This is a genomic window from Shewanella sp. A32 (genome assembly GCF_029167175.1).
Classification (GTDB): domain Bacteria; phylum Pseudomonadota; class Gammaproteobacteria; order Enterobacterales; family Shewanellaceae; genus Shewanella; species Shewanella yunxiaonensis.
The window spans coordinates 73,374-99,575 of record NZ_JARFTS010000010.1 but is presented as its reverse complement, the minus strand read 5'-3'; the positions used below and the strand labels follow the sequence as shown (position 1 = coordinate 99,575).

Annotated in this window: 19 protein-coding genes; 11 read left to right on the top strand and 8 right to left on the bottom strand. The window is 47.4% G+C overall.

The window, feature by feature from the left end; translation table 11 throughout:
• Positions 1-22: 22 nt before the first annotated feature.
• Positions 23-2,791: a two-component sensor histidine kinase BarA gene (gene barA, locus PY479_RS09660; RefSeq protein WP_275483629.1), complete on the top strand. Its 2,769-nt coding sequence runs from the start codon at positions 23-25 to the stop codon at positions 2,789-2,791.
• Positions 2,792-2,795: 4 nt separating this feature from the next.
• Positions 2,796-3,395, top strand: coding sequence for a YjaG family protein (locus PY479_RS09655; RefSeq protein WP_212593892.1), 600 nt, complete (start codon positions 2,796-2,798; stop codon positions 3,393-3,395).
• A 73-nt stretch (positions 3,396-3,468) separates the two neighbouring features.
• Here PY479_RS09655 and recN read toward each other — a convergent pair whose 3' ends face one another.
• On the bottom strand, positions 3,469-5,130 hold the full coding sequence (gene recN, locus PY479_RS09650; RefSeq protein WP_275483621.1) for a DNA repair protein RecN: 1,662 nt from the start codon (positions 5,128-5,130) through the stop codon (positions 3,469-3,471).
• Positions 5,131-5,330: 200 nt separating this feature from the next.
• On the opposite strand from recN, the gene PY479_RS09645 reads away from it, so the two are divergent.
• Positions 5,331-6,242 (top strand): LysR family transcriptional regulator, encoded by a 912-nt coding sequence (locus tag PY479_RS09645; protein ID WP_212593894.1) that lies wholly within the window; start codon positions 5,331-5,333, stop codon positions 6,240-6,242.
• 42 nt (positions 6,243-6,284) lie between these two features.
• On the opposite strand, the gene PY479_RS09640 is transcribed toward PY479_RS09645, so the two are convergent.
• From PY479_RS09640 to PY479_RS09625, 4 genes are all read right to left on the bottom strand, one after another.
• Positions 6,285-7,253, bottom strand: a complete 969-nt coding sequence (locus tag PY479_RS09640) for a phosphate ABC transporter substrate-binding protein PstS family protein (protein ID WP_212593895.1) — start codon at positions 7,251-7,253, stop codon at positions 6,285-6,287.
• A 181-nt stretch (positions 7,254-7,434) separates the two neighbouring features.
• Positions 7,435-8,736 carry a phosphate regulon sensor histidine kinase PhoR gene (phoR, locus tag PY479_RS09635; RefSeq protein ID WP_212593896.1) on the bottom strand — a complete coding sequence of 434 codons (1,302 nt, stop codon included), beginning with the start codon at positions 8,734-8,736 and terminating at the stop codon, positions 7,435-7,437.
• Between the two features lie 74 nt (positions 8,737-8,810).
• Complete coding sequence (phoB, locus tag PY479_RS09630) at positions 8,811-9,500, bottom strand: phosphate regulon transcriptional regulator PhoB (RefSeq protein WP_212593897.1); 690 nt, start codon at positions 9,498-9,500, stop codon at positions 8,811-8,813.
• A gap of 246 nt (positions 9,501-9,746) precedes the next feature.
• On the bottom strand, positions 9,747-10,679 hold the full coding sequence (locus PY479_RS09625; protein WP_212593898.1) for a porin: 933 nt from the start codon (positions 10,677-10,679) through the stop codon (positions 9,747-9,749).
• 290 nt (positions 10,680-10,969) lie between these two features.
• On the opposite strand from PY479_RS09625, the gene rdgC reads away from it, so the two are divergent.
• Positions 10,970-11,884 carry a recombination-associated protein RdgC gene (gene rdgC / locus PY479_RS09620; protein WP_212593899.1) on the top strand — a complete coding sequence of 305 codons (915 nt, stop codon included), beginning with the start codon at positions 10,970-10,972 and terminating at the stop codon, positions 11,882-11,884.
• 75 nt (positions 11,885-11,959) lie between these two features.
• Here rdgC and PY479_RS09615 read toward each other — a convergent pair whose 3' ends face one another.
• On the bottom strand, positions 11,960-13,771 hold the full coding sequence (locus tag PY479_RS09615) for a PDZ domain-containing protein (RefSeq protein ID WP_275483620.1): 1,812 nt from the start codon (positions 13,769-13,771) through the stop codon (positions 11,960-11,962).
• Between the two features lie 146 nt (positions 13,772-13,917).
• Here PY479_RS09615 and PY479_RS09610 point away from each other — a divergent pair, with 146 nt between their 5' ends.
• From PY479_RS09610 to PY479_RS09590, 5 genes are all read left to right on the top strand, one after another.
• Complete coding sequence (locus PY479_RS09610; protein WP_275483619.1) at positions 13,918-16,071, top strand: tetratricopeptide repeat protein; 2,154 nt, start codon at positions 13,918-13,920, stop codon at positions 16,069-16,071.
• 145 nt (positions 16,072-16,216) lie between these two features.
• Entirely contained in the window at positions 16,217-17,770 is a 1,554-nt protein-coding gene (locus PY479_RS09605; protein ID WP_212593902.1) for a GGDEF domain-containing protein, read from the top strand.
• A gap of 33 nt (positions 17,771-17,803) precedes the next feature.
• Positions 17,804-19,159, top strand: coding sequence for a nucleotide 5'-monophosphate nucleosidase PpnN (gene ppnN / locus PY479_RS09600; protein ID WP_212596628.1), 1,356 nt, complete (start codon positions 17,804-17,806; stop codon positions 19,157-19,159).
• Positions 19,156-19,923, top strand: coding sequence for a flap endonuclease Xni (gene xni, locus PY479_RS09595; protein ID WP_275483618.1), 768 nt, complete (start codon positions 19,156-19,158; stop codon positions 19,921-19,923). Before ppnN ends, xni begins: the two co-directional genes overlap by 4 nt.
• A 58-nt stretch (positions 19,924-19,981) precedes the next feature.
• The gene (locus PY479_RS09590; protein WP_275483617.1) at positions 19,982-20,434 is read left to right on the top strand and encodes a DUF3192 domain-containing protein; all 453 of its coding nucleotides are present in this window, start codon (positions 19,982-19,984) and stop codon (positions 20,432-20,434) included.
• A gap of 65 nt (positions 20,435-20,499) precedes the next feature.
• Here PY479_RS09590 and PY479_RS09585 read toward each other — a convergent pair whose 3' ends face one another.
• Positions 20,500-23,325, bottom strand: coding sequence for a prolyl oligopeptidase family serine peptidase (locus PY479_RS09585; RefSeq protein WP_275483616.1), 2,826 nt, complete (start codon positions 23,323-23,325; stop codon positions 20,500-20,502).
• A gap of 249 nt (positions 23,326-23,574) precedes the next feature.
• Here PY479_RS09585 and PY479_RS09580 point away from each other — a divergent pair, with 249 nt between their 5' ends.
• The gene (locus tag PY479_RS09580; protein ID WP_275483615.1) at positions 23,575-24,582 is read left to right on the top strand and encodes an isocitrate dehydrogenase; all 1,008 of its coding nucleotides are present in this window, start codon (positions 23,575-23,577) and stop codon (positions 24,580-24,582) included.
• Between the two features lie 128 nt (positions 24,583-24,710).
• Positions 24,711-25,064, top strand: a complete 354-nt coding sequence (locus PY479_RS09575) for a hypothetical protein (protein ID WP_275483614.1) — start codon at positions 24,711-24,713, stop codon at positions 25,062-25,064.
• 19 nt (positions 25,065-25,083) lie between these two features.
• Here the strand turns inward: PY479_RS09575 and rlmM are convergent, their stop codons facing one another.
• A complete protein-coding gene (gene rlmM / locus PY479_RS09570; RefSeq protein ID WP_275483613.1) occupies positions 25,084-26,166 on the bottom strand; it encodes a 23S rRNA (cytidine(2498)-2'-O)-methyltransferase RlmM in 1,083 nt (360 codons plus the stop codon).
• Between the last annotated feature and the right edge of the window lie 36 nt (positions 26,167-26,202).

The following is a 26,202-nucleotide window of genomic DNA, read 5'->3' as shown; positions in this document are numbered from 1 at the left end:
ATTGCGGAATACGCCCTTGTCGATGAAAAGCCCCAACTACATGACCAAATACAGCCTGCGCTCCTGGGTACTGGTGCTGGCGTTGGCACCGACAATTTTGGTGGGTATTCTGCTGGGCGCGTATTTTACCATAAATCGCTTCTATGAATTGGAAGATACGCTGCGCGACCAGGGGAGTAATATCATTGAGCCACTGGCCATCGCTGGTGAGGCCAGTTTGATGAGTAATAACCGCGAAGCGGCCAAAAGACTCCTCGCCGCGGCACAACTTAACAAATCGACACTCGTACAATCCATCGCCATTTTTAATGCTGACAACCAACTGTTTGTCACCTCCCACTATCACAAAGACTTTGAGTTGATGCGTTATCCGCAGGATATTTCCACACTGACCCAAACCCAATTTGAGCAGATGGGTGATAGTCTGGTGGTCAGAACCCCGATCTATGCCAGTGGTAATTTACTGACACTGGATGACGTTCCCGGAGTCTCTCAGGCCGACAAGCCGGTTGGCTATGTCGCGATGTTGTTAAATAAAGAACGGGCACTGCTGGAGCAACATCGTGCGGCATTAGCGGCATTTATCATCGTATTGATTGGCGTTCAGCTGAATTTATTGTTCACTTTCCGCTTGGTAAAAAACGTGACGCAACCCATTACCGAAATGGTACGGGTCGTGGCGAAAATCCGCGAAGGTAAACTGGATACCCGGGTCGGTGGTAATTTGATTGGTGAGCTGGATCTGCTAAAACGCGGGATCAACGCCATGGCCGGTTCATTGTCTGAGTACCATGATGAGATGCAACAAAATATCGATCAGGCGACATCAGATCTGCGGGAAACACTGGAGCAGATTGAAATCCAGAACGTAGAGTTGGACTTGGCCAAGAAAAGAGCATTGGAAGCCAGTCGCATCAAATCGGAATTCTTGGCCAACATGTCGCATGAATTACGCACGCCGCTTAACGGTGTTATTGGCTTTGCCAGACAGTTGTTAAAAACCCCCTTGCACGCAAGTCAGCTCGACTACATCCGCACCATTGAGCGTAGTGCCAGTAACCTGCTAAGCATCATCAATGACATTCTGGATTTTTCCAAACTGGAAGCCGGTAAAATGGTGCTGGAAAATATGCCATTTTCACTGCGGGAAAATCTGGAAGAAACCGTGATGTTGCTGTCGACTCAGGCACATGAAAAGCAGTTGGAACTGGTCGTTGATGTGATGCCAGAAGTTCCTGATACCGTGAGTGGCGATGCCATGCGCGTCAGCCAAATCATCACGAACCTCGTGGGTAATGCCATCAAATTTACCGAGAAAGGCAGTGTGTTGCTGAAGGTCGATGTCAACAGCTTGCAAGATGACCGTGTCGAGCTGCACTGCGAAGTTTCAGACACGGGTATCGGCATCGAAGCTGAGCAACAGGAGTTATTATTCCAGGCATTTGGTCAGGCAGACTCTTCGATTTCCCGTCGCTACGGCGGCACCGGCTTAGGCCTGATTATTACAAAACGCCTTATTAATCAGATGGGGGGGCAGATTGGTTTTACTTCCCGCCCGGGCAAAGGCTCCACCTTCTGGTTTACCCTGCCCCTGTCGCAGAGCCCCTATCCCTTGGGTGAACATCTGCCGCTGCAACAACTCTCTGGCAAAAGCGTCATGCTGTTTGAACCACGGACGCTGTCTGCCGCGGTATTGCAGCGACGGCTGCAATATTGGCATATGAAAGTTGAACAGGTAAATAGCGATGCCCAACTTAAACAGTTGCTGACGAAGCAACCCGCGTTTGATTTTATGTTGTTAGCCTGCGATGAGTTTACCGATAAAGCGACACTCAAGCAGATGTTAAAAAGTTCTCGCAAATGCACTAAGGTGCTGATTGCCTTATCTGACTCTCATGATCAGCAATTATTGAATACAATTATCAGACCATTGGCAGACACAGTGCTCCGCAACCCAGTGGGTGAACATGCGTTGGTAAGAAATATGCTGGAATTGCAGATAGCACCCGAAGCTATCATGCTTCCGACCACGGCGCAGGAATCCACCCAATTAGCGATGAAAGTGTTGGCGGTCGATGATAATCCCGCCAACCTCAAACTGATTGACACCCTGCTACAGGAATTGGTTACCGAGGTACAAACGGCGGAAAATGGTCAACTGGCAGTCGAGGCTGCCCGGCAAACGGCTTTCGACGTGATTTTTATGGATATCCAGATGCCGGGAATCGATGGTCTTACGGCTACTGCGGCCATCCGCGAAGATAGTCTCAATCAAAATACGCCGATTATCGCGGTCACCGCACACGCCATAAATGAAGAGCGAGAACGTATTCTTAGCGGGGGTATGGATGGCTACCTACCTAAACCGATAGATGAAATTGCCTTAAAAGCTATTCTTAACCGCTGGCACTCACAACCTAAAATCGTACCGATTGATCATCGAACCTTGAATTGGGCTCTTTGTATCTCACAGGCCAATGATAAACCGGCACTAGCCCAAGAAATGTTGCAAATGATGGTCAATACTATTCCTGACACTCGCGCTGATATTGAATCGGCATTAGAGCAACAGCAACAACCACGACTTCTGAGTATTGTCCACAAATTACATGGGGCATGTTGCTATTCTGGTGTGCCTACCTTGCAGCAGTTGTGTGAAACAGTAGAGTCCGCATTGAAACATGGTGCGGCACTAAGCGATATGGAGCCGGAAATTCTTGAGTTACTTGATGAGCTGACTAAGGTAGAATCTGCGGCCCAAAAGTTACTCTCATCTCTTGTAACGGATTGAACCCATGAATGTAAAAGCGGGATTTTTCAAACGGCTTAAAGCACTAAGTCTGCCGCAGAAAAAATTGTTTGCCATTGCACTGTGCCAGCGCATGTTACCAAACTATCAGCTATTTTCCGATGTATGCCAATTTGGTAACCCGGCAGTGCTTGATACGCTATTGCAGCTGTTATGGCAATCGTTATACGACAATAAACTAAAATTAAACATAGAGTTACAGTTAGCAAAACTGGAAGAAAACACTCCGGAACCAGAAAATTTCGATGTCTATGGTGTGTATCCAGCACTTGATGCAGTGGTCGCGCTGTCGTCGTTATTAGGTGCCCTTGAAAGCAAAATTGAAGATGACATTATTAATATTTCCAAACTGTCATCGTCTACCGTTGCCAATTATATTGAAGCAATTGCGCCAGAGGCGCTTACAGAACAGCAACTGGAAGATTTCGTCTTTGCCCACGAAGTCATGCAGGAAGAGCGAGAGTTGCAAGAATCATTGCTGGCAATTATTGAAGAGCAGCCGCAGCTCAATGCCGAGTTTATTAAAGAATTGCGCAAAGAGATTGTAGCTGCCGGAGTATCAAATATCGGCATCACGCTTAACTGAGCTATGGGAAAGTTGCTTGACAAGGCCGGCGACCATCCGGCCCTTTATTCAGCGTTTACCCTAATTACCGCCATCAGGCATTCAGTAATTCACGCGCATTGGCAAGCGTGTTGTCTGTAATAATGTCGCCCCCCAGCAGCCGTGCCAGTTCCTGGATCCGTTGCTCATGATCCAAGGGCACCATTGAGGTTTCTGTCATGCCACCCTTACTTTGTTTCGCCACATACATGTGCTGATGCCCATTGCCCGCCACCTGCGGTAAATGCGTGACACATAACACCTGAGTTGACTCCCCGAGTGACCGCAACATTCGGCCAACCACTGCGGCAGTAGGGCCAGAAATCCCCACATCCACTTCATCAAAAATCAGCGTAGGCGTTGCGACTTTACGGGCGGTGATCACTTGAATTCCAAGCCCGATACGCGACAATTCACCGCCAGATGCCACCTTCGCCATATTCTCCAGCGGCTGCCCAGGGTTGGTACTCACACGAAACTCCACATTGTCACTGCCATGCAAGGTCATCAGCTGCTCATTGAACTCGACAGCGATGACAAACTTGGCTTTGGGCATATTCAGCTCACGGATAGATTCGGTGACCAGCTTTTCCAACTCTTTGCCGTAACGTTGGCGACTTTGGCTCAGTTTCTGTGCCTGAGCCATATAATTATCGCGACTGGCGGAAAGTTGCTGTTCCATCTCTTGCAACCGAGACTCATCAGAATCCAGCGAGGCTAATTCTTGCAGTAATTCCTGATGATGTTGATACAGTGCTGACGGTTGCACGTGATGTTTGCGGCTAAGCAACATCGCTTTTGACAGGCGCTCTTCTATCTGTATAAAAACTTCTGGATCCAACTCCAGCTTATCCAGATATCGTTGTAACTCACTGCAGCTTTCCTGCACCTGGATTAAAGCATCATTCAGCATATTGCTAACAGAAGCTAATTGAGGATCGACAGTTTCGACTTCAGCAGCCACACTGATGGCTTTATTAAGCAATGAGTCGACATTACTTTCTTCACCATCACTTAACAGATAAATAGCGTTCTGACAGGCTTCCATCAATGCTGAGCCATTAGCCAGCTTTTTATGTTCCTGCTCCAGTTCGGCAAATTCCTGTTCTGCCAACCCGAATTCGTTCAGCTCCTCAACCTGATAACTGAGTAACTGCTTACGAGAAATACGTTCTTGTTGAGAACGTTGTAATTCCAGCAACTGCTGTTCGTTAGTACGAAACCGCTGATATGCCGCACTTACCGCGTCAAGCAGTAATCGATGGTTAGCATAGCTATCTAACAGTATCAGTTGCTGCTCGGTTTTGAGTAATGCGTGATGAGCATGTTGACCATGGATGCCCACCAACAACGGTCCAAGCGCTTTTAACTGTGCCAACGGCACTGGGTTACCGTTAATATATGCCCGCGAACGACCATCGCTGCCGATGGTACGCCGCAAAATACACTCATCATCCAATTCGAGGTCGTTATCCTCCAACCATCGTTTGGCTAAGGGAACGTCCAATAACGAAAAGCGGGCACTGACTTCGACCTTCTCGGCGCCAGGTCTGACACAGCCGGCGTCGGCGCGATTCCCCAGACACAAACCAAGGGCATCGATAGCAATCGATTTACCAGCACCGGTTTCACCGGTAATACTGGTCATTCCGGCACGGAAATCCAGCTCAAGAAAACGCACAATGGCAAAATTGTTGATGCTGAGTTGGCAAAGCATAAAATATCCCCAAAGCACTGTATTAATGAACAGTATATACTGATTTTTTATACAGTAAATAGCTGTTCAATAATTCTCCCTCGTCGCCAGTTGTACCTTTTGTGAATAAACGTTAATGACAGATTGCAGGCCGTCGCTATCACACAGCGATAGCTATCCGTTATTATACAAAGGTAGTGAACGTAATCATTGAGGATAAAATGCCAGCGCCATCCCCCGAACTCCAGTTGATCTACCTGTTCGTGCATCTCGTGAATGCTGGCAGTTTTTCTGCGGCGGCTCGGCAGTTAGACATGCCGGTTGCGACGGTGAGCCGCAAACTCGCACGTCTGGAAGAACAGCTTAATCGGCAGTTGTTGATGCGCAGTACGCGTAAATTGCGTCTGACTGAAGAGGGCCTGGCACTATTTCAAAAATACCAGGAAGTTGTCTCACAATTTGATGCCTTGAGCCATAGCGGCAGTCCGGAAAAACCGGAAGGCACGCTCAGACTTGCCGCGCCTATCTCAATCATCGCCAATTTACTGATTGGCACGCTCACTGAGTTTTGCGAGCAATACCCAGAGATACAGTTACATATTGCGCAAAGTAATGAAGAGTTTGATCTGGTAGACAAAGCGATAGATGTGGCAATTGTAGGAGGTACGCAACCGGACTCCTCCTGGATCTCCTGCTCATTGGGCGTACTGGACTATCGTATGGTGGCATCGCCTGGATACTTAAGAAAAGCCCCGGCACTGCAACACCCGCAACAACTACACCGACATAAGATTATTAAGGCTTGGCCTTTTTTCAACTGGACGTTACGACATGCCGACGGTGATGCATTTTATTACGATGGACCAGCCAATTTAACCCTGACAGATCTCAATGGTGCAATACGCGCCGCCGAGCTTGGCGGCGGGATCCTTTATGGCCCCGAGTTATTTGTGAAGCAGCAGTTGCAACAGGGAACTTTGCAGGTATTGTTACCGGAATGGCGCGGTGAGAAGCGGCGGATCTCGCTGTTATACCATCAGCGTGGGCAACAACCGTTGAAAGTGAGGCTCTTCATCGAATTTATGCAGGCACGTGCCGCTAAGTTGTTTGCCATGAATGATGCTGAGTCGTAAAAGATAAAACCCGCGATTGCGGGTTTTATCTGCAAAACAACATCACAATTTGATGCCGGCCTTGGCGAGATCTTTTTCTATCACGCTTTTGGGCAGCGCCACATAACCATCTTTTTCAACAACTTGCTGCCCCTGTTTGGACAAAATGTAGCGAATGAATTCACGCTGCATTGGGGGCAATTCCTGATTTGGATGCTTATTCACGTAAACATACAAATAACGTGATAGCGGATAGGTGCCTGTGGCAGCATTCTCAGCGGTAGCAGCAATATAGTCATCACCTTTTTTAGAGATTGCGACGGCTTTCACCCCCGCCGTCTTATAACCGATCCCAGAATAACCAACCGCATTTAATGACTGCGATACCGATTGCACCACGGACGCACTGCCTGGCTGCTCATTTACACTGGGTTTGAAATCCCCTTTACATAAAGCGTGTTCTTTAAAGAAACCGTAGGTACCGGAAACCGAGTTACGACCATAAAGCTGAATATCTTTAGTAGCCCAGTTGCCTTGTAAGCCAACATCCCCCCACCGGGTCAAATCGCCAGAGCCACATTTGTGGGTTGACGAAAAGATGCCATCGACCTGTTCCAGACTTAAGCCCTTGATGGGATTGTCCTTATGGACAAACACAGCCAAAGCATCAATCGCTACACGGATCCGAGTTGGTTTATAGCCATAATGTTTTTCAAAAGCTTCTTCTTCATTGGGCTTCATTGAACGGCTCATGGGGCCAAACTGAGAAGTTCCTTCGGTTAACGCTGGTGGTGCGGTGGACGAGCCGGCGGCTTGAATTTGCACGTTCACATTAGGATACATCTGCTTAAACTCTTCCGCCCACAAGGTCATCATATTCGCCAGGGTATCCGAGCCTACGGACGAGAAATTTCCGGATACACCGCTGGTTTTCTCATAATCCGCTAAGGACGGATCTACTGCCGCGATGGCGGCCGCAGAGAACAAACCGGCGGTCAGGGTCATCGCGCCTACAAGCTGTTTCAGTTTCATGTTTCGCTCCAGTGCAGTAGCAACACAATTATTGGGTGTCAGTATTGATTGACTCGGTGAACAGTCTATGACTTTTTGATGACAGTTACATGACAACCAGCATCATCACTGAAATATAAATAATTTAATAGATTCAATAAGAAAGAAATTAAACTAGATTGCTAACTCTAATAATTTTGGTTTATTTTGGTGAGAGTGCCAGCAAATGCTGCGGAATAACAAAACTGAAGGTACTGCCCTTGCCGGGTTCACTCATCACCAGCAACTCACTGTGGTGATGGCTCAACGCATGCTTCACAATGGCTAATCCTAAACCTGAACCGCCAGTCTGACGCGAACGGGCGCTATCAACGCGGTAAAACCGTTCAGTCAAACGTGCGATATGCTGCGGTGGAATACCGATCCCAGAATCTTTCACACTGAACATGGCGCCGGTAGCCACCTTCTTCCAACTGATGACAATTGTGCCGCCAGGCTCTGTGTAGCGAATGGCATTAGAGATCAGGTTTGAACAAGCACTGCGCAATTGCAACTCATTGCCGTGCACATCTAGTTGGCCGTCAAATTCAAACGTCAGCTGATAGCGACCACGGGACAAAGCTTCAGCCTCAGTCCGCAATACCGCCAACATCTTATTCATATCAACCACATTTTCCAGATTGATTTCAGCGGCGTCTTCAATTCGCGACAACATTAGCAGTTGCTCTACCATCGACTGCATACGGCCAGTTTGCTGTTGCATCAACTGCAATGCTTTGAGATTAGGGTCTTTCGCATCCGCCATGCTTTCCATCATTTCCAGATAACCCTGCAACACCGTGAGTGGCGTTTTCAATTCATGAGAAACGTTAGCCACAAAATCCTTACGCATGCCTTCCAGCTGCCTGACGCGGGTGATATCTCTGGCAATTAATAACAGTTGTCGATCGCCATACGCCATCAACCGCAGTTCCAGTAAGCGTTTTTCAGAAACAGGAGAAGGAAGTTCAAGAGGTTCTTGGAAATGGCCTTTCTTGAGGTAAGAAGAAAAATCCGGATGGCGGATCAGATTATCAACCCGTTGCCCATTATCCTGCGGCCACACCAACCCTAACATCAGTTGGGCAAGCTTGTTACACCAGAGAATATTGAGACTCGAATCCAGCACTACCGCCGCATCCGGCAATGCCTCGGCACCTTGTCGAAAGCGCCCCAGCAATCCAGCTAACTGACTAATACGTTTACGATTTTTTCCCTGCAGACGGTAAATACCGTTGAATACGCCTTCCCAACTGCCACTGCCCTGAGGGGGGGTTAAGCGGCGATCTTTCCACAACCAATAGTTAAGACGCATCAGCTGTCGATAGTGCCAGGCCAACATCAGAAAGGCGCCGAGGCAAAGCACTTCTAGCACATGGCCAAAGACCAATCCAAGCAACAGACAACTCAACAGATACAGCACGAGTCGCGAGAACAGCCGATATCCGGAATAAGCGTCAAACATAAAAGAAGGCCCTGAATTCAGCCAGATGGGGCACAAGATAGCGCAAAAAACGCGATGTGCCCATCTCAGAATGGTCAGCTACGGGTCGAGAAGCGATAACCTGCGCCACGTACGGTCTGAATCAACCGATCATGACCTGAAGGCTCGATGGCTTTACGCAAACGGCGAATATGCACATCGACGGTGCGATCTTCTACATAAACGTTGGTGCCCCAAACATTGTCTAACAACTGTTCGCGGCTATAAACACGTTCGGGGTGAGTCATAAAAAAGTGCAGCAATCGAAACTCTGTCGGTCCCATATCCAGTACAGACTCGCCCACAGAAACCCGGTGACTGACGGGATCCAATGTCAGCCCCTGCACCTCAATCATGTCTTCTAATCGCGTCGGAGCAGCGCGCCGTAATACGGCTTTAATGCGCGCCACCAGCTCTTTGGGTGAAAACGGCTTGGTAATATAGTCATCGGCCCCGACTTCCAGTCCTTTGACTTTATCTTCCTCTTCGCCTCTGGCGGTGAGCATAATAATGGGAATAGTGCGGGTAAATTCATCTTGCTTGAGAGACTTGGCGAATTGGATGCCACTGCCTCCCGGAAACATCCAATCCAGCAGGATCAGATCTGGATAGGGTTCCTGTAGCTGTGCCATGGCAGAATCGAAATCCTCTGCACTGCTGGCAACAAAGCCATGTTGTTCCATCACAAAGGTGAGCATTTCACGAATGGCCAGCTCATCTTCGACAATCAAAATCCTTGCAGTCATAAGCGTTTCTGTCAGTGAATTAACACGTAGCTATTATTGGTCAGTTTTGTGACAAAATTATGAAACGCAGTCACAACTCAACATAAACTGCCACTATTGTGTCATAAAAGCCATCAGCTCGGCAGTTTTATTGGGGATCTCAGCGTAGATCCAAAACTACAGTAGCGTAAGTGTCATACAGGTTTTACAACCAGCAAAAAGCCAGTCACATGACTGGCTTTCATTTAAATATTCTATACCTAAGTCTTAGAACTTGTGTTCCAGACCGATACCAATGTAGTTATCACGATCGGTATTCACATCCATTGAGCGGCTAGTGTAGAAAGCAAATAACTTGGTAGGTTTAGCCAGTTTGTAATCAGCGCCAACTGACCAGCCGCTACCAGTATCGTCCATATCCTGATACTGAGCTTTCAGAGTCACAGCATTAACATCATATGCAGCACTTACTAAATAACCATTAATGCTGTTGCTATCACCCTCAGATTTTTCCTGCTGCTGGTACATACCACCCAGTTTGAAGTCGCCCATTTTGGCTTGCATAGTTGCACGCAACACGTCATAGCCACTGACTTTTGAGTCATAAGCGATTGCTGCGTAAACGGCAGTTCTCTTAAGACTGGCATCACCATACATCAGCGCAGATGAAAAACCGTTGTCGCCGTTTTGAGAAGCATCGGCATCGGCAACATAAGTCGCGCCGAAACGCACTTCGCCCATTGCCGGGCTCAGATAAGTTACGGTTTGAGCCATACGGTTATCCCCCTTAAACAGATATTTAAGGTCACCAATTAAATCATTAAACTGATCAACATGTCCCTGAGAACCCTTCATTAAAGTATCGTTACGGCCAACAGAGATCGCACCAAAATCGCCCTTCACCCCCACAAATTGGTTACGGGCTTTAAAGTTAGTGCTAGAAGAACTGTCTGTCGCTACTTCATATTCAACGGTGTAGAAAGCTGTCAGTGAATTACCCAGGTCGTAATCACCTTTAACGCCAAAACGAGAGGCGTTACTTTGAACAGAAGTCACCGAATCAGCACCGCTTTCGTCATTGTTTTGAACAGTCACATTCAACTTACCATAAACTGTCAACGGATCAGCTGCTTGAGCAGAAGCAATGGAAGCGGTAGCGATAGCAGTAGCGAGTAGGGTTTTGCAAAATGCGTTCATCATTCTTTCCTTTCGACGTTCTCTCGTCTGGGTTATTGGTTTGGAACGAGCGCAAGTGTGCAGTGGCCTTGTTGCAGATTTATTTCATTTTTTTCGCGTCTATGTGACAGTCAATTTCGCAGTATTTCTGATCCCCATCAAACCCATAATTGCCGCGACTTCCAAGGAAATCAGCGGCTTTGTGACATTTTGATTAAATCTGTTTTATTGACTAAAACTTGTGCTACCGCTAAGGTTTACCGCCAGCAAATGTTGGCTTACACTGCGGCTTTATTTTTCTCAGAGCTGTTGTCATGTGGTTTAAAAATCTCACGCTTTATCGTTTCAATAAGCCGTTTACCGTTACTCCAGAATCACTGGAGCAAGCATTAGCGGGTTACCCATTTACGCCCTGCTCAAGTCAGGACATCAGCAAGTTCGGGTTCAGCAATGCCCTGGGGAAACTTGGACAGAACTTAGTGCATAGTGCCAATAACCGGCATCTGATTTGTGCGACCAAAGAAGAAAAGATCCTGCCATCTCAGGTGATCAGAGAAGCCCTTGATGAACAGGTCAGCAAACTGGAAAACGAAGAAAATCGTAAAATCACTAAGAAAGAAAAAGAAGCACTGAAAGAAGACATTACCAGTACGCTGTTGCCTCGAGCTTTTTCGCGCCGCAGCCAAATCCATGCATTATTGTTACCTGAGCAGCAACTGCTGCTGGTAGATAGTTCCAGCGCCAATAAAGCGGAAGAACTATTGGCACTATTGCGCAAAGCACTGGGCTCACTGCCAGTGGTACCGGTAACAGTGAAAACTCCGATTGAATTGCAGTTAACCGAATGGCTGAAGCAGGGTCATGCTCCCGCACCTTTTGATATTCAGGACGAAGCCGAACTGAAAGCGGCCACCGAAGAAGGTGGCATTGTCAGATTCAAACAACAGGATCTGGCTGAAGAGGAAGTTCTCGCCCACCTGGAAACCGGTAAGCAGGTACACAAGTTAGCCTTGCACTTTGAGCAGTCTATTGCATTCGTGTTGCAGGCAGATGCCAGTGTCAAGCGGCTGAAATTTGCCGAAGAATTCCGGGCGCAGACAGATGATGTTGCCGGAGAAGATCCTGCCGCTAAAGCAGATGCTGATTTTGCGTTAATGAGCGGAGAAGTGCTGGCCCTGGTTTTAGCCTTGGTAAATGCGCTGGGCGGTCTGGACGACGCGGCGCTCTGACGTAACGGTTACGCAGTATCCACCATTAAAAAGGCGCTATTGGCGCCTTTTTAATGGTGGAATCACGCCGAGATATCAGCTTAGCGATTTGAAATTGCCTTTATCATCAAACGGCCAGTCAATGCCTAGCCAGGCTTTGAAAAAGGCTTTTTGGTTATGAGAGACTTTTTTTAACGACTGCAGTTGCAGTTTTCCTGAGGGTTGTGCCCCGAGAACAACCTGACGCGTCACTAAAGTATCGTTACTGAACAAGGTCAGCGTAATCGTATCACCGACTTTAAAGTCATTAATTCGCTTATTGAACCCATCAGCAGTGACCTTAAGCCCATTAACAGCAACCAATTCATCACCGGCGCCAACGCCTGCCTGCCATGCAGGACTGTCCTTGGCAACTCGACTAAGCTGTAATCCATCCCCTAAAGTGATACCAAGATAAGGTTCTACCTTGCTGTCTTTTCCGTAGTTGAGTTGTAATCCTGCATGCGCCAACAATGACGGAAAATCCAGAGTCATCGGCGAATCGACATGTTGTTGCCACCAGTCATGGTAATCTCGGCCGGAGAGCTGCTTCAGTATCAATTGCACATCATTCACGCTGTAACCTTTAGGGAGTCGAAACTCCCGATACAAGCGCTTATGGACATCACGATAAGAGGCGTTTAGATGGGTCTCTTGCAGCAGTGAAAAATCCAATGCCAGTGACGCCATATAGCCTTCAGCATAGATATTCACACTGTTATTAGTCGCATAATCGCCACCAGTGCTGGTCCACTGATTAAGACTGGAAGCTGCGACCGATTGAATTCCCCGCCCAGGATTATGCTGATTCGCGTCAATGCGCTTTGCCAGATCTTCCAGAAACTCTTGCGCTGTCATAACGCCAGCTCGCAGTAACAACTGATTCTGGAAATAACTGGTGGAACCTTCTGCCATCCATAGCAAAGGCGTCATATTTTCCTGTTGATAACGGTAAGGCACCAAACCCGCCGGACGATAAGCCTTGACGTTCCAGGTATGGATAAATTCGTGAGCGGCAGTACTAATGAACCGCAGGTAATCTTTGCGCTCGCGAAAATTAAAACGCGGCGTTTGAATGACAGTAGAATTGATATGCTCTGTCGCCCCACGCGCACCATTAGTCGCATGGACCATAAACAGATAATTATCGAAGGGATATCCATCCCAGATAGTCTGAGATGCTGCGGTTACCTTTTGCAAATCACTGACAATCTGCTCCGGGTTATAATTGCCCTCGCCCCAAATCACCAATTGATAATGTTTACCATCGGCAGCAAAACTGCGTTGTTGACTAATCCCGGTTTCAATCGGTGAATCGACTAATACATCATAATTCGCTGCGGTAAACTGCTGCTTAGCAACACGAGTTAAGCCTGAATAGCTGTTCCAGTTCTCCGGGACTTTCAACGCAACTGTCAGCGGTTGCTGACGGAACTCGGGGCTATACATAAATACGCCACTGGCATCCAAAAATGCATGTGTTGCATCGATATGGCGCACTCGCTTGCCGAGCTCATTTGCGTACAACTGATAGGAAATGGTGACATTCGTCGGTTGAGCCAATGTCACCTGCCATTCACCGGTTGCCGTTCGTTGCCAGGGTAATAACTTTCCAGTCGCATCCCGCGCTTCAAACAAGCGCACACCATCAGCTAAAGGCAACACTTCGTAACGCCCGGTACGCCAAACCGGCAGATTTACCGTAAAGTCACCGGCACGGGTTTGCGGAAACACCGCGCGCACTTTCGCCATATGATGTTCCGGCGTGGATAAATCTATCTGATAATGCACCTCAGCAATCGCATGAGACCAGATCCCCAATGTCAGTAACGAGGTTAACGACAGCATTGACAAACCGCTGATTTTCACTCGTAATTCCTTCCTTAATTATTGTTGGTATATAGGTTATTGTTGGTATATAAGTCGTCGATTATAACAACGGATAAAGGCTGACTCAGTAGTTCCACATAAAAACTAACAATTAAAATATTCCTTTCACTTTGAGGCGAAGTGACATGCGTTTCTGGACGACTGCATTAGTGCTTTTTTTAAGTTGTTGGATATCAAATGTTTTTGCTGACGACTCCCATGAGGCAGAAGTTGCATTTAGAGAATCACCACACGCGCTTTACGAAAAAATCGCCGCTGAAATTCCAACCAATTTACAGCTTAATAGCCGAGAAGAGTTAACCGCTCAGGCAAAAGCATTACAGCTCAGTCCCGAGCAAATGATTTTTAATATGGTGTTGTTAGCACGCTTGAATCTGAATATTCAAATTCATAAAAGCAGTAAACAATCAGATGCGAAACACCTGATCGATATGTTGCAAAAGGTGGTGCAAGGCGACGATGAAAATGCCGCATTATTGAATCTTGAAGGTCGATTTCAAGGCGTGGTTAATCAGGACTATAACGCCACCATTCAATCGAATAATGATGCGTTATCATTAATTGCTGATGACAATGATCAGCGAGCGATGCTGCTGAAATATGTGATTTATGAAGACCTAGGCATCGTTAATTTAATGACCAAGAAATCACAGGCGGCCTTAAACAATCTCACACAATTGAAAGATATTGCCTATCGCCTACGTGATGACTATCTGATTGCTGAAGCGGAAACCAAACTGGGTAAATATTTTCGCGATCAAGGCCAGTTGAACCGCGCGTTAGAGCACTACACCGAAGCCTACCGCATTGCGGCAAAAATCAATAAGCCTTATCAAAAAGCAATCTTGCAGTTTAATCTCGCCAAGCTGTACCGGGATCTTCAGCAATGGGACGACGCACTCAATTATATTTATCAGGCCATTGATTCATTTAAAGCGTTGAAATTGGACATTTATCTATCCAACAGTATGACGGTCATTGCCACCATCTATGCTAACCAGGGGAAATGGAACAAAGCCATTGATTACTACTTAAATGCCCAACAGATTGATGCCCGGCTACAGAATTTTACCGCGCAAGGGCTTAACTTCCATAATCTTGGTGAAGCGTATTTCAAATTAGGAAATACCCAAAACGCGCTGGATTACTTATACCAGGCTAACAAAATATTTCGCGACCGCAAAAGTGATCACTATCTTATCTATAATGAACTGCTCATCGCACAAGTTGCCAGCGCCAGTAACACTTGGGATCTGGTTCTGGAACATGCTCGTAATGCCGAAGTATTAGCCCAAAAGCTGAAACTTAATAGTGAATTAGCCGAAGCCTTGGAATATCAAGTCAACGCCTTAAAAGCCAAAGGAGAGGAGCAAGCAGTCATTGGCTTGCAAGATAAAATTATTTCCTTGAAGCAAACACTGTTGGAACAGCAAAAAAGCCGACAAGAAAACAACAACGTCAGCGAACTTAACGAACAGCAATTGTTGTTGAAACTGACAGAAATGCAACAACAGATGCGGCAACAGCGTGAGATGCTAAATACCCGTGACTATTTTATCATCACGGTGCTAATTCTATTGATTATTAGCGGTAGCTATTGCTTGTATCTGCTACGACGCCGATACCACAGTCAACGGCAGCTGCAGGAGTTACTGGCGTTAAGCGTCTTGGAACCAGTGACCGCCTTACCCGGCTATCGCGGCTTCTGTCAGCAACTTCAACAAGGCAATTGCCATGCAATCGCCTTACTCGGTATTGCCAGCGATTTCGACCATGATCTGAGGTATGGTCATCACCAAACCTGCAATAAACAACACAGTCTGCTTCATAAATTACGGCATCTGGCTCAAGCGAATGTTTACAGTATTCGACCAGGCCTGTTTGCACTGACTTTTGCTGAAGCCACCAGTGCCAAAGAGATCATGCAGCGACTGCAAGAACTCAGCTGGAATGGGCAGCCGCTAAACTACAATTTGGGGTTTCTTGGGCTGCCGTTACTCCCAGATACGGATATTCAGTTACCTCCCGTTATTTTATTTGAAACACTGCAATTAGCGCTCGCAGGCAGTCTGAGCTTGCCGCGACATCAAAATCACTACGTCAGTTTATCGGCATTGGACTTTACCCCGTCCGGTATTTTTTCCAATCCACTCTACCTGCAACTACAGAAAAGTATCGAACGTGGTTTTATCCGAGTGGAAACCAATGGAAACAAGAGCGACATCCAATGGCCCGAACCGTTGATGAGCGCAACATCAGACTATCGCGACGTTATTTGATCTAGCTGTCAAAACTAAAGAGGCAAATATATTAGATCATTTGCAGACACAAGCATTTGCTATAACATTAGCGATGAGCAAAGCGTCTATATTTTGACGCTCGCTAAACACGCAGAATTTCCGATGCCTAGGGAACTCAACAGGAATGAATGACGATAGTTCTGAAATGTCACAAATAGGTCTGTTGAAACAAAAATTACAGGCCACCAAAGTGGCATTAGAAGAAATCAATGATGATCGCAACAGCAAACTAATAGCGCTGACCCAGTTTATTACCCAAATGAGTCTGGCCTGCAAAGGTCAGAATCTCGAGCTTGATAACAAGCTCGCTAAGCTACGCGTCAATATGGGCAACTTCGAGCATCTGGATGAGGTGTTGCCTGAACTTCCTGAAATTGAGCGACTGCTGAAAAGCCAATATCACCATGTGATGGGTAAGCTGGAACAAGGGCGCTCTGGCCTCACTAATTTCAGTCGTGAGCTGCTGCGCATTAAACACATTCCAGAAAAACTGTCGCGTGAAATCAGTATCTTTCGTCAGGAACTCAGCAAGCCATTCCACTCGTTATGGGACTACATTCCCAAAGTTGAGCAACTGATCAGCTATTACGAACAAGCACTGCTGCAGAATGTTCAAGATGAACCCTTAATTATTCTGCCAATACACAGACAGCTATCCTATGAGCTGGCACAGCTGATATCGGATATTGAGTTTCCTAAGGCGCAGCGGGAACAGGTGTTACGGCTGAAGGATATTCTGGCGTCAGATTCGTTGCAGGTTGAAACGCTGCTTGAAGCTTATCAGACCATTCTCCGATTGTTGTTAGAAAACATTGCCCGAGAAAAAGCCACCTCACAGGAGTTTCTGCAGACACTCAATGACGCGCTGACATCCGTACGGGATATCGTGAGTGAGTCGTTTAGTCAGACTCAACACAGCCAGCAACTGAAACAGCAGCTTAACGGTGAAATTAACAATCAGGTCAATAATGTCCTGAACAGCCTCAATGAAATCGATGAGATTTCACAGCTGAAGCAGAAAGTCACAGAACATCTCGCTGAAATCCAGAACCGTCTGGCGCGAAAGGAAGCCCTAGAACAGCGTGAAATGGCGTTGCTCCAAAAATCGGTGAATACTCTACGCAAAGAGTTGGCAGATCTTTCAGCTGAGACCTTATCTTATCGAGAACGGCTGTGTGAACAGCAAAAAATTAATCAACTGGATAGCCTCACTCAGTTACCTAACCGCGCGGCGCTGGATGAACGCATGGACCAGGAGTTCCGCCGCTTCCAACACAATAACAGTACTCTGTGGGTTGCCGTAGCTGACATCGACCATTTCAAACAGATCAACGACAGTTTTGGCCATAGTACCGGTGATAAAACCCTTCAGGTCATTGCGATGGCATTGAAAAACTCGCTGCGCGATACTGAATTTGTCGCCCGCTATGGCGGTGAAGAATTTGTCCTGCTGATCCCTGATGTATCGGCAAATGACATCGCACAACTTTTGAATCGGGTTCGTGAGAAAATTAAAAATATTCCGTTTAAATTTAAAAATCAGCGCATTACAGTTACATTATCAATCGGCGCAGCGCAAGTGCTCAACGGCGAGCACATTCTCGACACCTTTGAACGTGCCGATGCAGCGCTCTATAAAGCCAAACACGAAAGCCGGGATCGCGTCATTATCGATTAATCTTCATGATGACATCCCGGTGTAGGAGTCATGATGATTGTCAAAGTAAACCCCAGAGGCAGCATGGATCAGCTGTCGCAACTGGAAGTAGAACTACTCAAACAGAGCTCACAAAGCGAACTGTATCAGTTATATCGCAACTGTTCGTTGGCAGTGCTGGCCTCCGGTTCAGAAACAGATGATGCCCGGGCATTGTTCAAGCAATTCGATGATTTTGAAATCAATGTGGTCCGGCGTGAACGCGGGGTAAAACTGGAACTGCACAACCCTCCGGCCTGTGCCTTCGTCGATGACCAAATTATTGTGGGGATCCAGGAACATCTGTTTGCCGTTTTACGCGATATTATTTACGTCAGTAACAAATACAGTCATGTCACTCATCTGGATTTCAGCAATCCGGATCACATCACCAATGTGGTGTTCGATATTCTGCGTAATGCCCGCGTCATCTCCCCTGCGCATGAGCCCAATGTCGTTGTGTGTTGGGGTGGCCACAGCATCAGTGAGTATGAATATAAATACACCAAAGAAGTTGGCTATCAGCTCGGGCTTAGAAAACTGGATATCTGCACCGGTTGCGGCCCAGGTGCCATGAAAGGGCCGATGAAAGGCGCAGCCATCGGTCACGCGAAGCAACGGATCCACGACGCCCGTTATATCGGTATCACCGAACCCGGAATTATCGCTGCCGAGCCACCAAACCAAATCGTTAATGAATTAGTGATCATGCCGGATATTGAAAAACGTCTGGAAGCCTTTGTGCGGATGGGGCATGGCATCTTGATATTTCCTGGCGGTCCGGGAACTGCAGAGGAACTGTTGTACCTGCTGGGTATTCTCTTGCATGAACAGAATAAAGACATTCCGTTCCCCTTAGTGTTGACCGGCCCAGCTGGCAGCGCCGAATATTTTGCGGAAATTGACGCCTTTATCGGTGCCACACTCGGTAAGGAAGCACAGAGCCGTTATCAGATCATCATTGATGATCCGGCGGCCGCCGCTCGCAAAATGCGTTATGGGATGGACGAGGTCAGGGAACACCGTAAAACAACCGGTGATGCCTACCAATATCAGTGGGGCCTGAAGATTGATGCGGATTTCCAGCTTCCCTTTGTGCCTACACACGCAGCGATGGAACAGCTGGATTTACACTTCCAACTAGACAAAGCCCGTCTAGCGGCAAACCTGCGCAAAGCGTTTTCTGGTATTGTTGCCGGCAATGTTAAGCGCGACACCATTATGAGCATCGAACAACAAGGACCGTTTTGTCTCAAGGGCGACAAAACCTTGATGTCGATGATTGATAAATTGCTGGCGGCATTTGTGCAGCAGGGTCGCATGAAGTTGCCCGGAAGTACCTACGTTCCCTGTTACAAGGTCTGCCAGTGAATCGACTACTGATCATTGATGGCATGAATCTGGTGCGCCGCCTTTATGCGGCGCAGCCAGATGAACAGGATCTGGCCGGCTTAGCACAGCGGACACTCAATGCTTGCCAGAAATTATGTCGACATCACCAACCAAGCCATCTTGCTATCGTCTGGGATGGAGAACAGGAATCCTGGCGTAAACAACTCTACCCTGACTACAAAAAGGGACGAAAACCCATGCCAGTAATGCTGGCGGATTACTTGCCTCAGCTAAAACAGCTGCTGGCGACAGCGAATATGCACTCGGTAAACGCTGAAGCTGAAGCCGATGATGTGATAGCGACACTCGCCTATAAAATCTGTCAGTATGATGGCGAGGCAATTATTGTGTCTACGGATAAAGGTTTCAGTCAACTACAGTTCAAAGGTGTGCAACAGTGGGATCACTTTGCTAACAGCTGGCTGGATATTGAGGCTCTGGAACAAAAACTCGGTATTGGGCGCCATCAACTGTTGGATTTCATGGCGCTGAGCGGCGATAGTGGTAACCGTATCCCGGGCATTCCGGGCATTGGTCCGAAATCCGCTGCCGAACTGCTGAAAAGTTTTCGTTCATTGGCCAATATCTATAATGCCTTGGATAAGCTGGGTCAGAAGCAAGCAGAAAAATTACGCTCAGGTTACGATATGGCGCGTCTGAGTTATCGCCTGGCAAAGCTGCGTACCGATTTAGAGCTTCATCTCAATCTGAGTCAGTATCGTTGGGCCCCGCAGAACAGCTAAAATTATTACCATTAATATCAATATGTTAATATTTAACTAATAGCTTTAAGGATAACGAATGAAAAGTAAAATCCCGGTGGTTATTGGTACCCTGTTTTTGGCGTATATGGCATTTGTTGCGGTGATTGTGCTGGTGTACGAACCTAATCCAGACGATATGAGTTGGGAAGATCGTCAGGCGTATAATCAAGAAAAACTCACCGAAATAAAATTGGGACAATCTGGCGAAGAAATTATCACCATGATGGGACGTCCTGATTTTAGCGAAGCCAAACTCAGCCAAGGTCAAGCACTCAACATCCTGTTTTATAGAACACATCAGACTAAACCCGATGGTGCAACCACCAAGGATGAATGTACACCGCTGCTGTTTCGCAATGATCGTTTAATTGCATGGGGTGAAGACACCTATCAGCAATATCTAAAATCAGCGACAGATACAGATAACAATGCGCTCATAAACGGCCACAGCGAAGCCACTAATAACGGCAGCCAACAGTTGTCAAAGTAAACGCTCACCACTTCCATAGGAAGTGGTTTAAATTTGATAAGAAAAAGGGGCAACCGCCCCTTTTTTCACTCTTCTTTCGCCGGTTCCCGATAGGGTTCGCCGTGCATCATCCATTCAGGCGCCTGCCGCCCTTTCAGATAATGATCGAAAAACTGCTTCATTCTGATGGTGTAATCCAGCTTATTGGGATACTTCTTCAAATGATGAGGTTCATCATTATACTGCAGCATAATCACTTCTTTACCCGCACGGCGCATCGCCAGATACAGCTCAATCCCCTGCTCCCAAGGTACCGCGTCATCGCGATCACCGAACATGATTAACAATGGGGTATGAATTCGGTCAACGTAAAATACCGGCGAGTTTTCGATATATTTCTGCGGTGCCTGCATCAAACTTTCGCCAATACGGCTCTGCCCGGCTTCGTATTGGAACTGACGGGCAAGCCCGGTGCCTAACCGGATGCCACTGTAGGCACTGGTCATGTTGCTTACCGGTGCTCCCGCCACGGCAGCTTTGAAAATATTCGTTTGCGTGATATCAAATGCGGTCTGATAACCACTCCAGGAATGGCCCTGTAAACCGATAGCATCAGGATCAGCAATTCCCAGTTCAATCAGCTTTTGTACGCCAGCGGTCAAGGCTTTAACAGAGCTGCTACCGGGGTAGCCAATTTCAAAGCGAATATCGGGCAGGAAAATCACATAATCATCTGCGCTATACCAGGCAAAATTGGGGCGGTGATTGATTTTCATATCCGGGAAGGCAAACAAGCGATCGCTCATAAAGCGGTAGTAGTAAACCATCACCGGGTAACGCTTTCCCTTCTGATAATGAGGTGGCTTGATTACCACGCCATCCAGCAGACGACCATCACCATCGCGCCAATGCACCAATTCCGCTTTACCCCAAGGCAAGTTCTGCCGCTGCTGATCCAGCTCGGTTTGCCTTATGGCCTTGGCCGGTTCCAGCACATCTGCGGTATAAAGATCCGGGAACAGATCATAACGCTGTTGACTAAACACCATCTTATGGGCGTTATTGGCCCGAGCGAGCACTTGCAGTTTTGCTGGCGCATTCAGCAGTGATGTAACGCCAGCCTTAGCAATCTGGGCGCGATAAAAAGCATCAGCTTTGGTACGTTCGCTGTAACCCTGCAGCAATATCGCCGCACCGTCAGCAATTGTCGGTTGGAAGGCCTTATCCGGTTGCGGGGTCGCTTCAACACGAAAACTGATGTGCTGCTTACGGCCTTCGCCATCCGTTAACATGAAACCGTTATGGCTGGTGGTATCAAACTGCCAGATATCATATTTGTCGTACACCAGAATGGCAGAGTCATCTGCCAGCCAGGGGCCAAATCCGTAACCTGGAGCGACTGAAGGATAATCATGATCTTCATTGGCAAATGGGGTTTTAATGCTAGCCGTTAGCGATAGTTTGCGACCTTCTGCAATGTCATATAGGAAGATCTGACCTTGTTGATACCAGGCAAGATATTGGCCGTTTGGCGAATATCTTGGTTCACTGTCACTGGGTTGCTGCGTCAGCACCATTGTTTTGTGGCCAGTATTCATATCCACCAGATAAAAATCTCGGTAAAAGCCCGCCCAGGTAATCATCTTGCGATAGGGAATATCCGAACTCGCCAGCAAAAAGCGCTTATGCTCAGATAATGTCACATCTGGCACTTGCGTATCGGCCAGTTGCACCACACTGCCCGATTGTACATGTAACACCGCCAGATAAGTGCGCTTCAGTTCTTTGGGATATTGTTTGATTTCGTTAGGCTTGATCAGCGGATCATCGCCGTGCCAGATATTGAGCCCGCGTTGCTCAGTGATTAGTTGCTCGTTGTAAAGATCCGCTTCGTTTTCAACTTTAGGTAGATGAAATTGCTGACTGATCTGCGGTACCCGTCCGAAAAACAGCCGCTGACCATCGGCAGAGAACTGCAATTGGCTATAGCGGTTCAGTAGCCAGCCATCAGTATCTTTAGTCGCTTCCTGAACTGTTGAAAATTTGCCGGTATCAAGGCTATACAGTGCTAAACGATAAGGCCGTTCGGCAGCCACAACCAATGCGTTGCCTGCAGTATACGCCAGATGCTTGGCATCTCGGCTCAGCGCGACCGCACCTATCTGTTCGGTTTTGCTGCTCACCAGTTCCGCCTGGTTAAAACTGTCAAGTCGCACCAGCAGCAGTTTATGTAGTGCTGTGGCGCTATCGTTCTGAGCCAATGTCAGATAACGGCTGTCGTAGGAAAAACGCCAGTCAGTGATATAGTCAAATTGCAGTGATTTGCCGCTGTCAAGATTAACCACGGTAAATTGCGTTCCGGCATCATCCTTCGCAGTTTTCTTTGGCGACAATGCCTCTTTAGCACTTACGGTTGCACTATGGGTTTTATCTTCGGTGTCGGTTTTGGCCTCTTTGGTCTCAGCTTCATCGAACCATAAGGCGAGGTACTTGCCATTCTCGGAAAAGGCATGGGACTTAACCCGCTCAAAATGCTGAATCTCACCGCTCTGGTTATCTATCAGCGCCAGCCCCGCTTTTAACTTCTTGCGCGCTTTGGCGGAGGCTTGTTCTGTAGATAACAACGATGGTTTAACAGTAAACACGCTATATCGACCATCATTGCTGACCGATGGCTCTGAACCACCCGCAACCAGATACTGTTGTCCATCCGCTAACCGTTTAACAAAACCCTGGCTATCACCGCGGTCCGGGGCGGTGCTGTACGCTAAGATCCGACCTTGCGGATCCAATACTTGTTCAGTTATCGACTGGAAGTGCATCACATCTTCCAACGTAAGATTATTCTTTGCCTGTGCGGCCAACGACAGGCCAGCAGTCAACAGCAATGAAGCAATAGTAGAAAACTTCAATGTCGTCCCCATACGCTAAAGGATGGCAGTCAAGGCGGCGTAACATCGCCAAACATTGGCCACCAAGTAAAAAATTTTGTAACGTTTAGCCTACATAAAAAGGCGCTGTTTTGCTCACTAATTCCCTGTGAAAAGTGTTTAAAAGTGTTTAGAATAAAGGAGATCTATATCACAGAATTTTCTGACACAATCCGTGTTCATCATGCGGTTGTACTTTCGTCTATACGCTAACCCGTGGAAGGATTCTCCATGCCAAAAAGAACCATAACCGTGATCCCCGGCGACGGGATCGGTCCAAGTATTATTGAGTCAGCTATACAGATTTTAGATAAAGCAGGATGCGATTTTGAATATGAATTTGCCGATGCTGGCCTCGCAGCCTTGGAAAAGTACGGTGAATTGCTGCCACAGCGCACGCTGGATTTAATCGAAAAAAACCGTATCACGCTTAAAGGTCCGCTAACCACTCCTGTCGGCGAAGGCTTTACCTCCATCAACGTTACTCTGCGTAAAAAATTTAGTCTTTATGCCAATGTGCGTCCCGTGCTTTCATTTAAAGGCACCCAGGCACGCTATGAAAACATCGACATCATCACTGTACGTGAGAACACCGAAGGGATGTATTCGGGTTATGGGCAGAAAGTGTCTGAAGATGGCTCAACCGCTGAAGCCACCAGCATCATTACCCGTCAGGGCGCGGAACAGATCACTACCTTTGCTTATGAACTGGCACGCAAAGAAGGCCGGAAAAAAGTCACCATCGTGCATAAAGCCAATATCATGAAGTCGACTTCTGGCCTGTTCCTGAAAACTGCCCGTGAAATCAGTCAGCGTTATCCGGATATCATCACAGAGGAGATGATTGTTGACGCCACCTGTATGAAGCTGGTGATGAACCCTGAGAACTTCGATGTGATTGTTACCACTAACCTGTTTGGTGACATTCTCTCTGATCTGTGTGCGGGCTTAGTAGGTGGTCTGGGCATGGCCCCTGGGGCCAATATCGGTAAAAATGCCGCTATTTTTGAAGCTGTACATGGCAGTGCTCCTGATATCGCCGGGAAAAACCTTGCTAACCCCACCTCAGTCATTTTGGCTTCAGTACAGATGCTGGAATATCTGGGAATGTCGGATAAGGCAGCGCAGATCCGCAACGCCGTTTCTGCAGTCATTGCAGAAGGTGATCGCACTACCCGTGATTTAGGTGGCAGCCATGGCACCACTGATTTTACACAAGCGGTACTGGATCGTCTGTAACCCGCAATTATAGTTAACAAGGGGGCTTCTTAGTCCCCTTTTTGTTATGCAGATTTGTCACGTAGACTTGATCTCACCGGCGCTGGCGCTCAAGATAAAAGTAGCAATCGCGAATTTAGGGAGTCAACGTGTTTAAAGCCAGTCTTGCTCAGCTCCGCGGCAGCAAACAGACGGTTCTCGAAAAGGAAATCGCCAAGGAGCAATCCACCGCTCTCGGGAAAGCCGGTCGTCGCCTCACGGCTGCTTTAGAAGCCTATCAGTCAGATAAAGCCCATCAATTTAGACGCCATACAGAAGCATGGCATCATCAACAACTGACCGAAGCAGTATACAGTTTGATGGTTACCCGTGAATTTTTAGGCTTTGTGGACTGCAATATCGAATGGATTTGTCAGCAATACCCGCTGCCGCCCGCAGTATTGGAAAATCTGGTGCCTAAATCGCAAATGGAATATCTAGAGCGGGAGTGGCATTACCGCTAGCTCCCGCTAATTTTGCCGCTTAAATGTGACTACCAGGACGTAAATACAGATGCACGGTCACTTCATCGCGGTCATGGTATAAGTGTTTGCAGCGTATTTGGAATCGATTAAAGCCATTTTCCTGCAGTACTTCCGCCATCCGCTGCAAAATCGTACTGACTTCTTTATAGCGACTTTTCATCGGCAGTTTCAGGTTAAAGATGGCCTCGTGGAACCAACCATTGATAGCCCAGTGTTCCATTAACTCAGCAACCCGCGACGGCTGTTCCACCATGTCGCATACCAGCCAATAGATATTCTTGCGCTTAGGTTCAAAGCGGAAACCGTCTTCACGGTAATGAGTCACCTGCCCGGTCTGCATCAGACTGTCAGCCATTGGCCCATTATCCACTGCAGAAACGAACATACCTCGGCGTACCAGCTGATAAGTCCAACCACCGGGACAGGCGCCAAGATCTACAGCATTCATACCACTGTGTAACCGCGTTTCCTGCTCATGCGGCGCAATAAAATAATTGAAAGCTTCGTCCAACTTAAGGGTAGACCGACTGGGTGCGGCAGAAGGGAACTTTAAGCGCGGGATCCCCATAAAAAATGGCGAGCTGTTATTGCTATAGGAATAACCGGCATAGGCGCTATCCGAGCCTAAAAAACATACATGCACTATAGGCCGTCGCTGGTTTTCACTGGCCAGGAGTATCTCCTGCTTTTTTAAGGCGGCACGCAGCGGGACGGTAAATTTACGGCAGAAAGTCAGCAGTTCTTTGGCTTCGTTGGTATCAGGGGTTTCAACTCTGAGTTCACCGCCTTTTTCAATGGAAGACAACGCCTGCACAATAGGCGATACCCGGTCGTCCGCAGGCAAATCTTGCAGTAGTTCACTACAAACGAACATCTGTCTGGCAAAAATCAAGGTATCCAACGGTAACTCACGCCCGAGCTTATCCGCATCACCTTCTGCAAAGCATTGAAAAACAACATAAGCATTGTTAGCCGCTGCTTTGACATATCCGGCGACACCCAACTCGGCAGCGCGATCCTGAATTTCTGCCGCGCACTCTTTTTCATAACCTGCACGACAGAACAAAAACAGATTGTTCATTGATAATCCTGTAACCAGCCATTTGGCAAAGTCGCC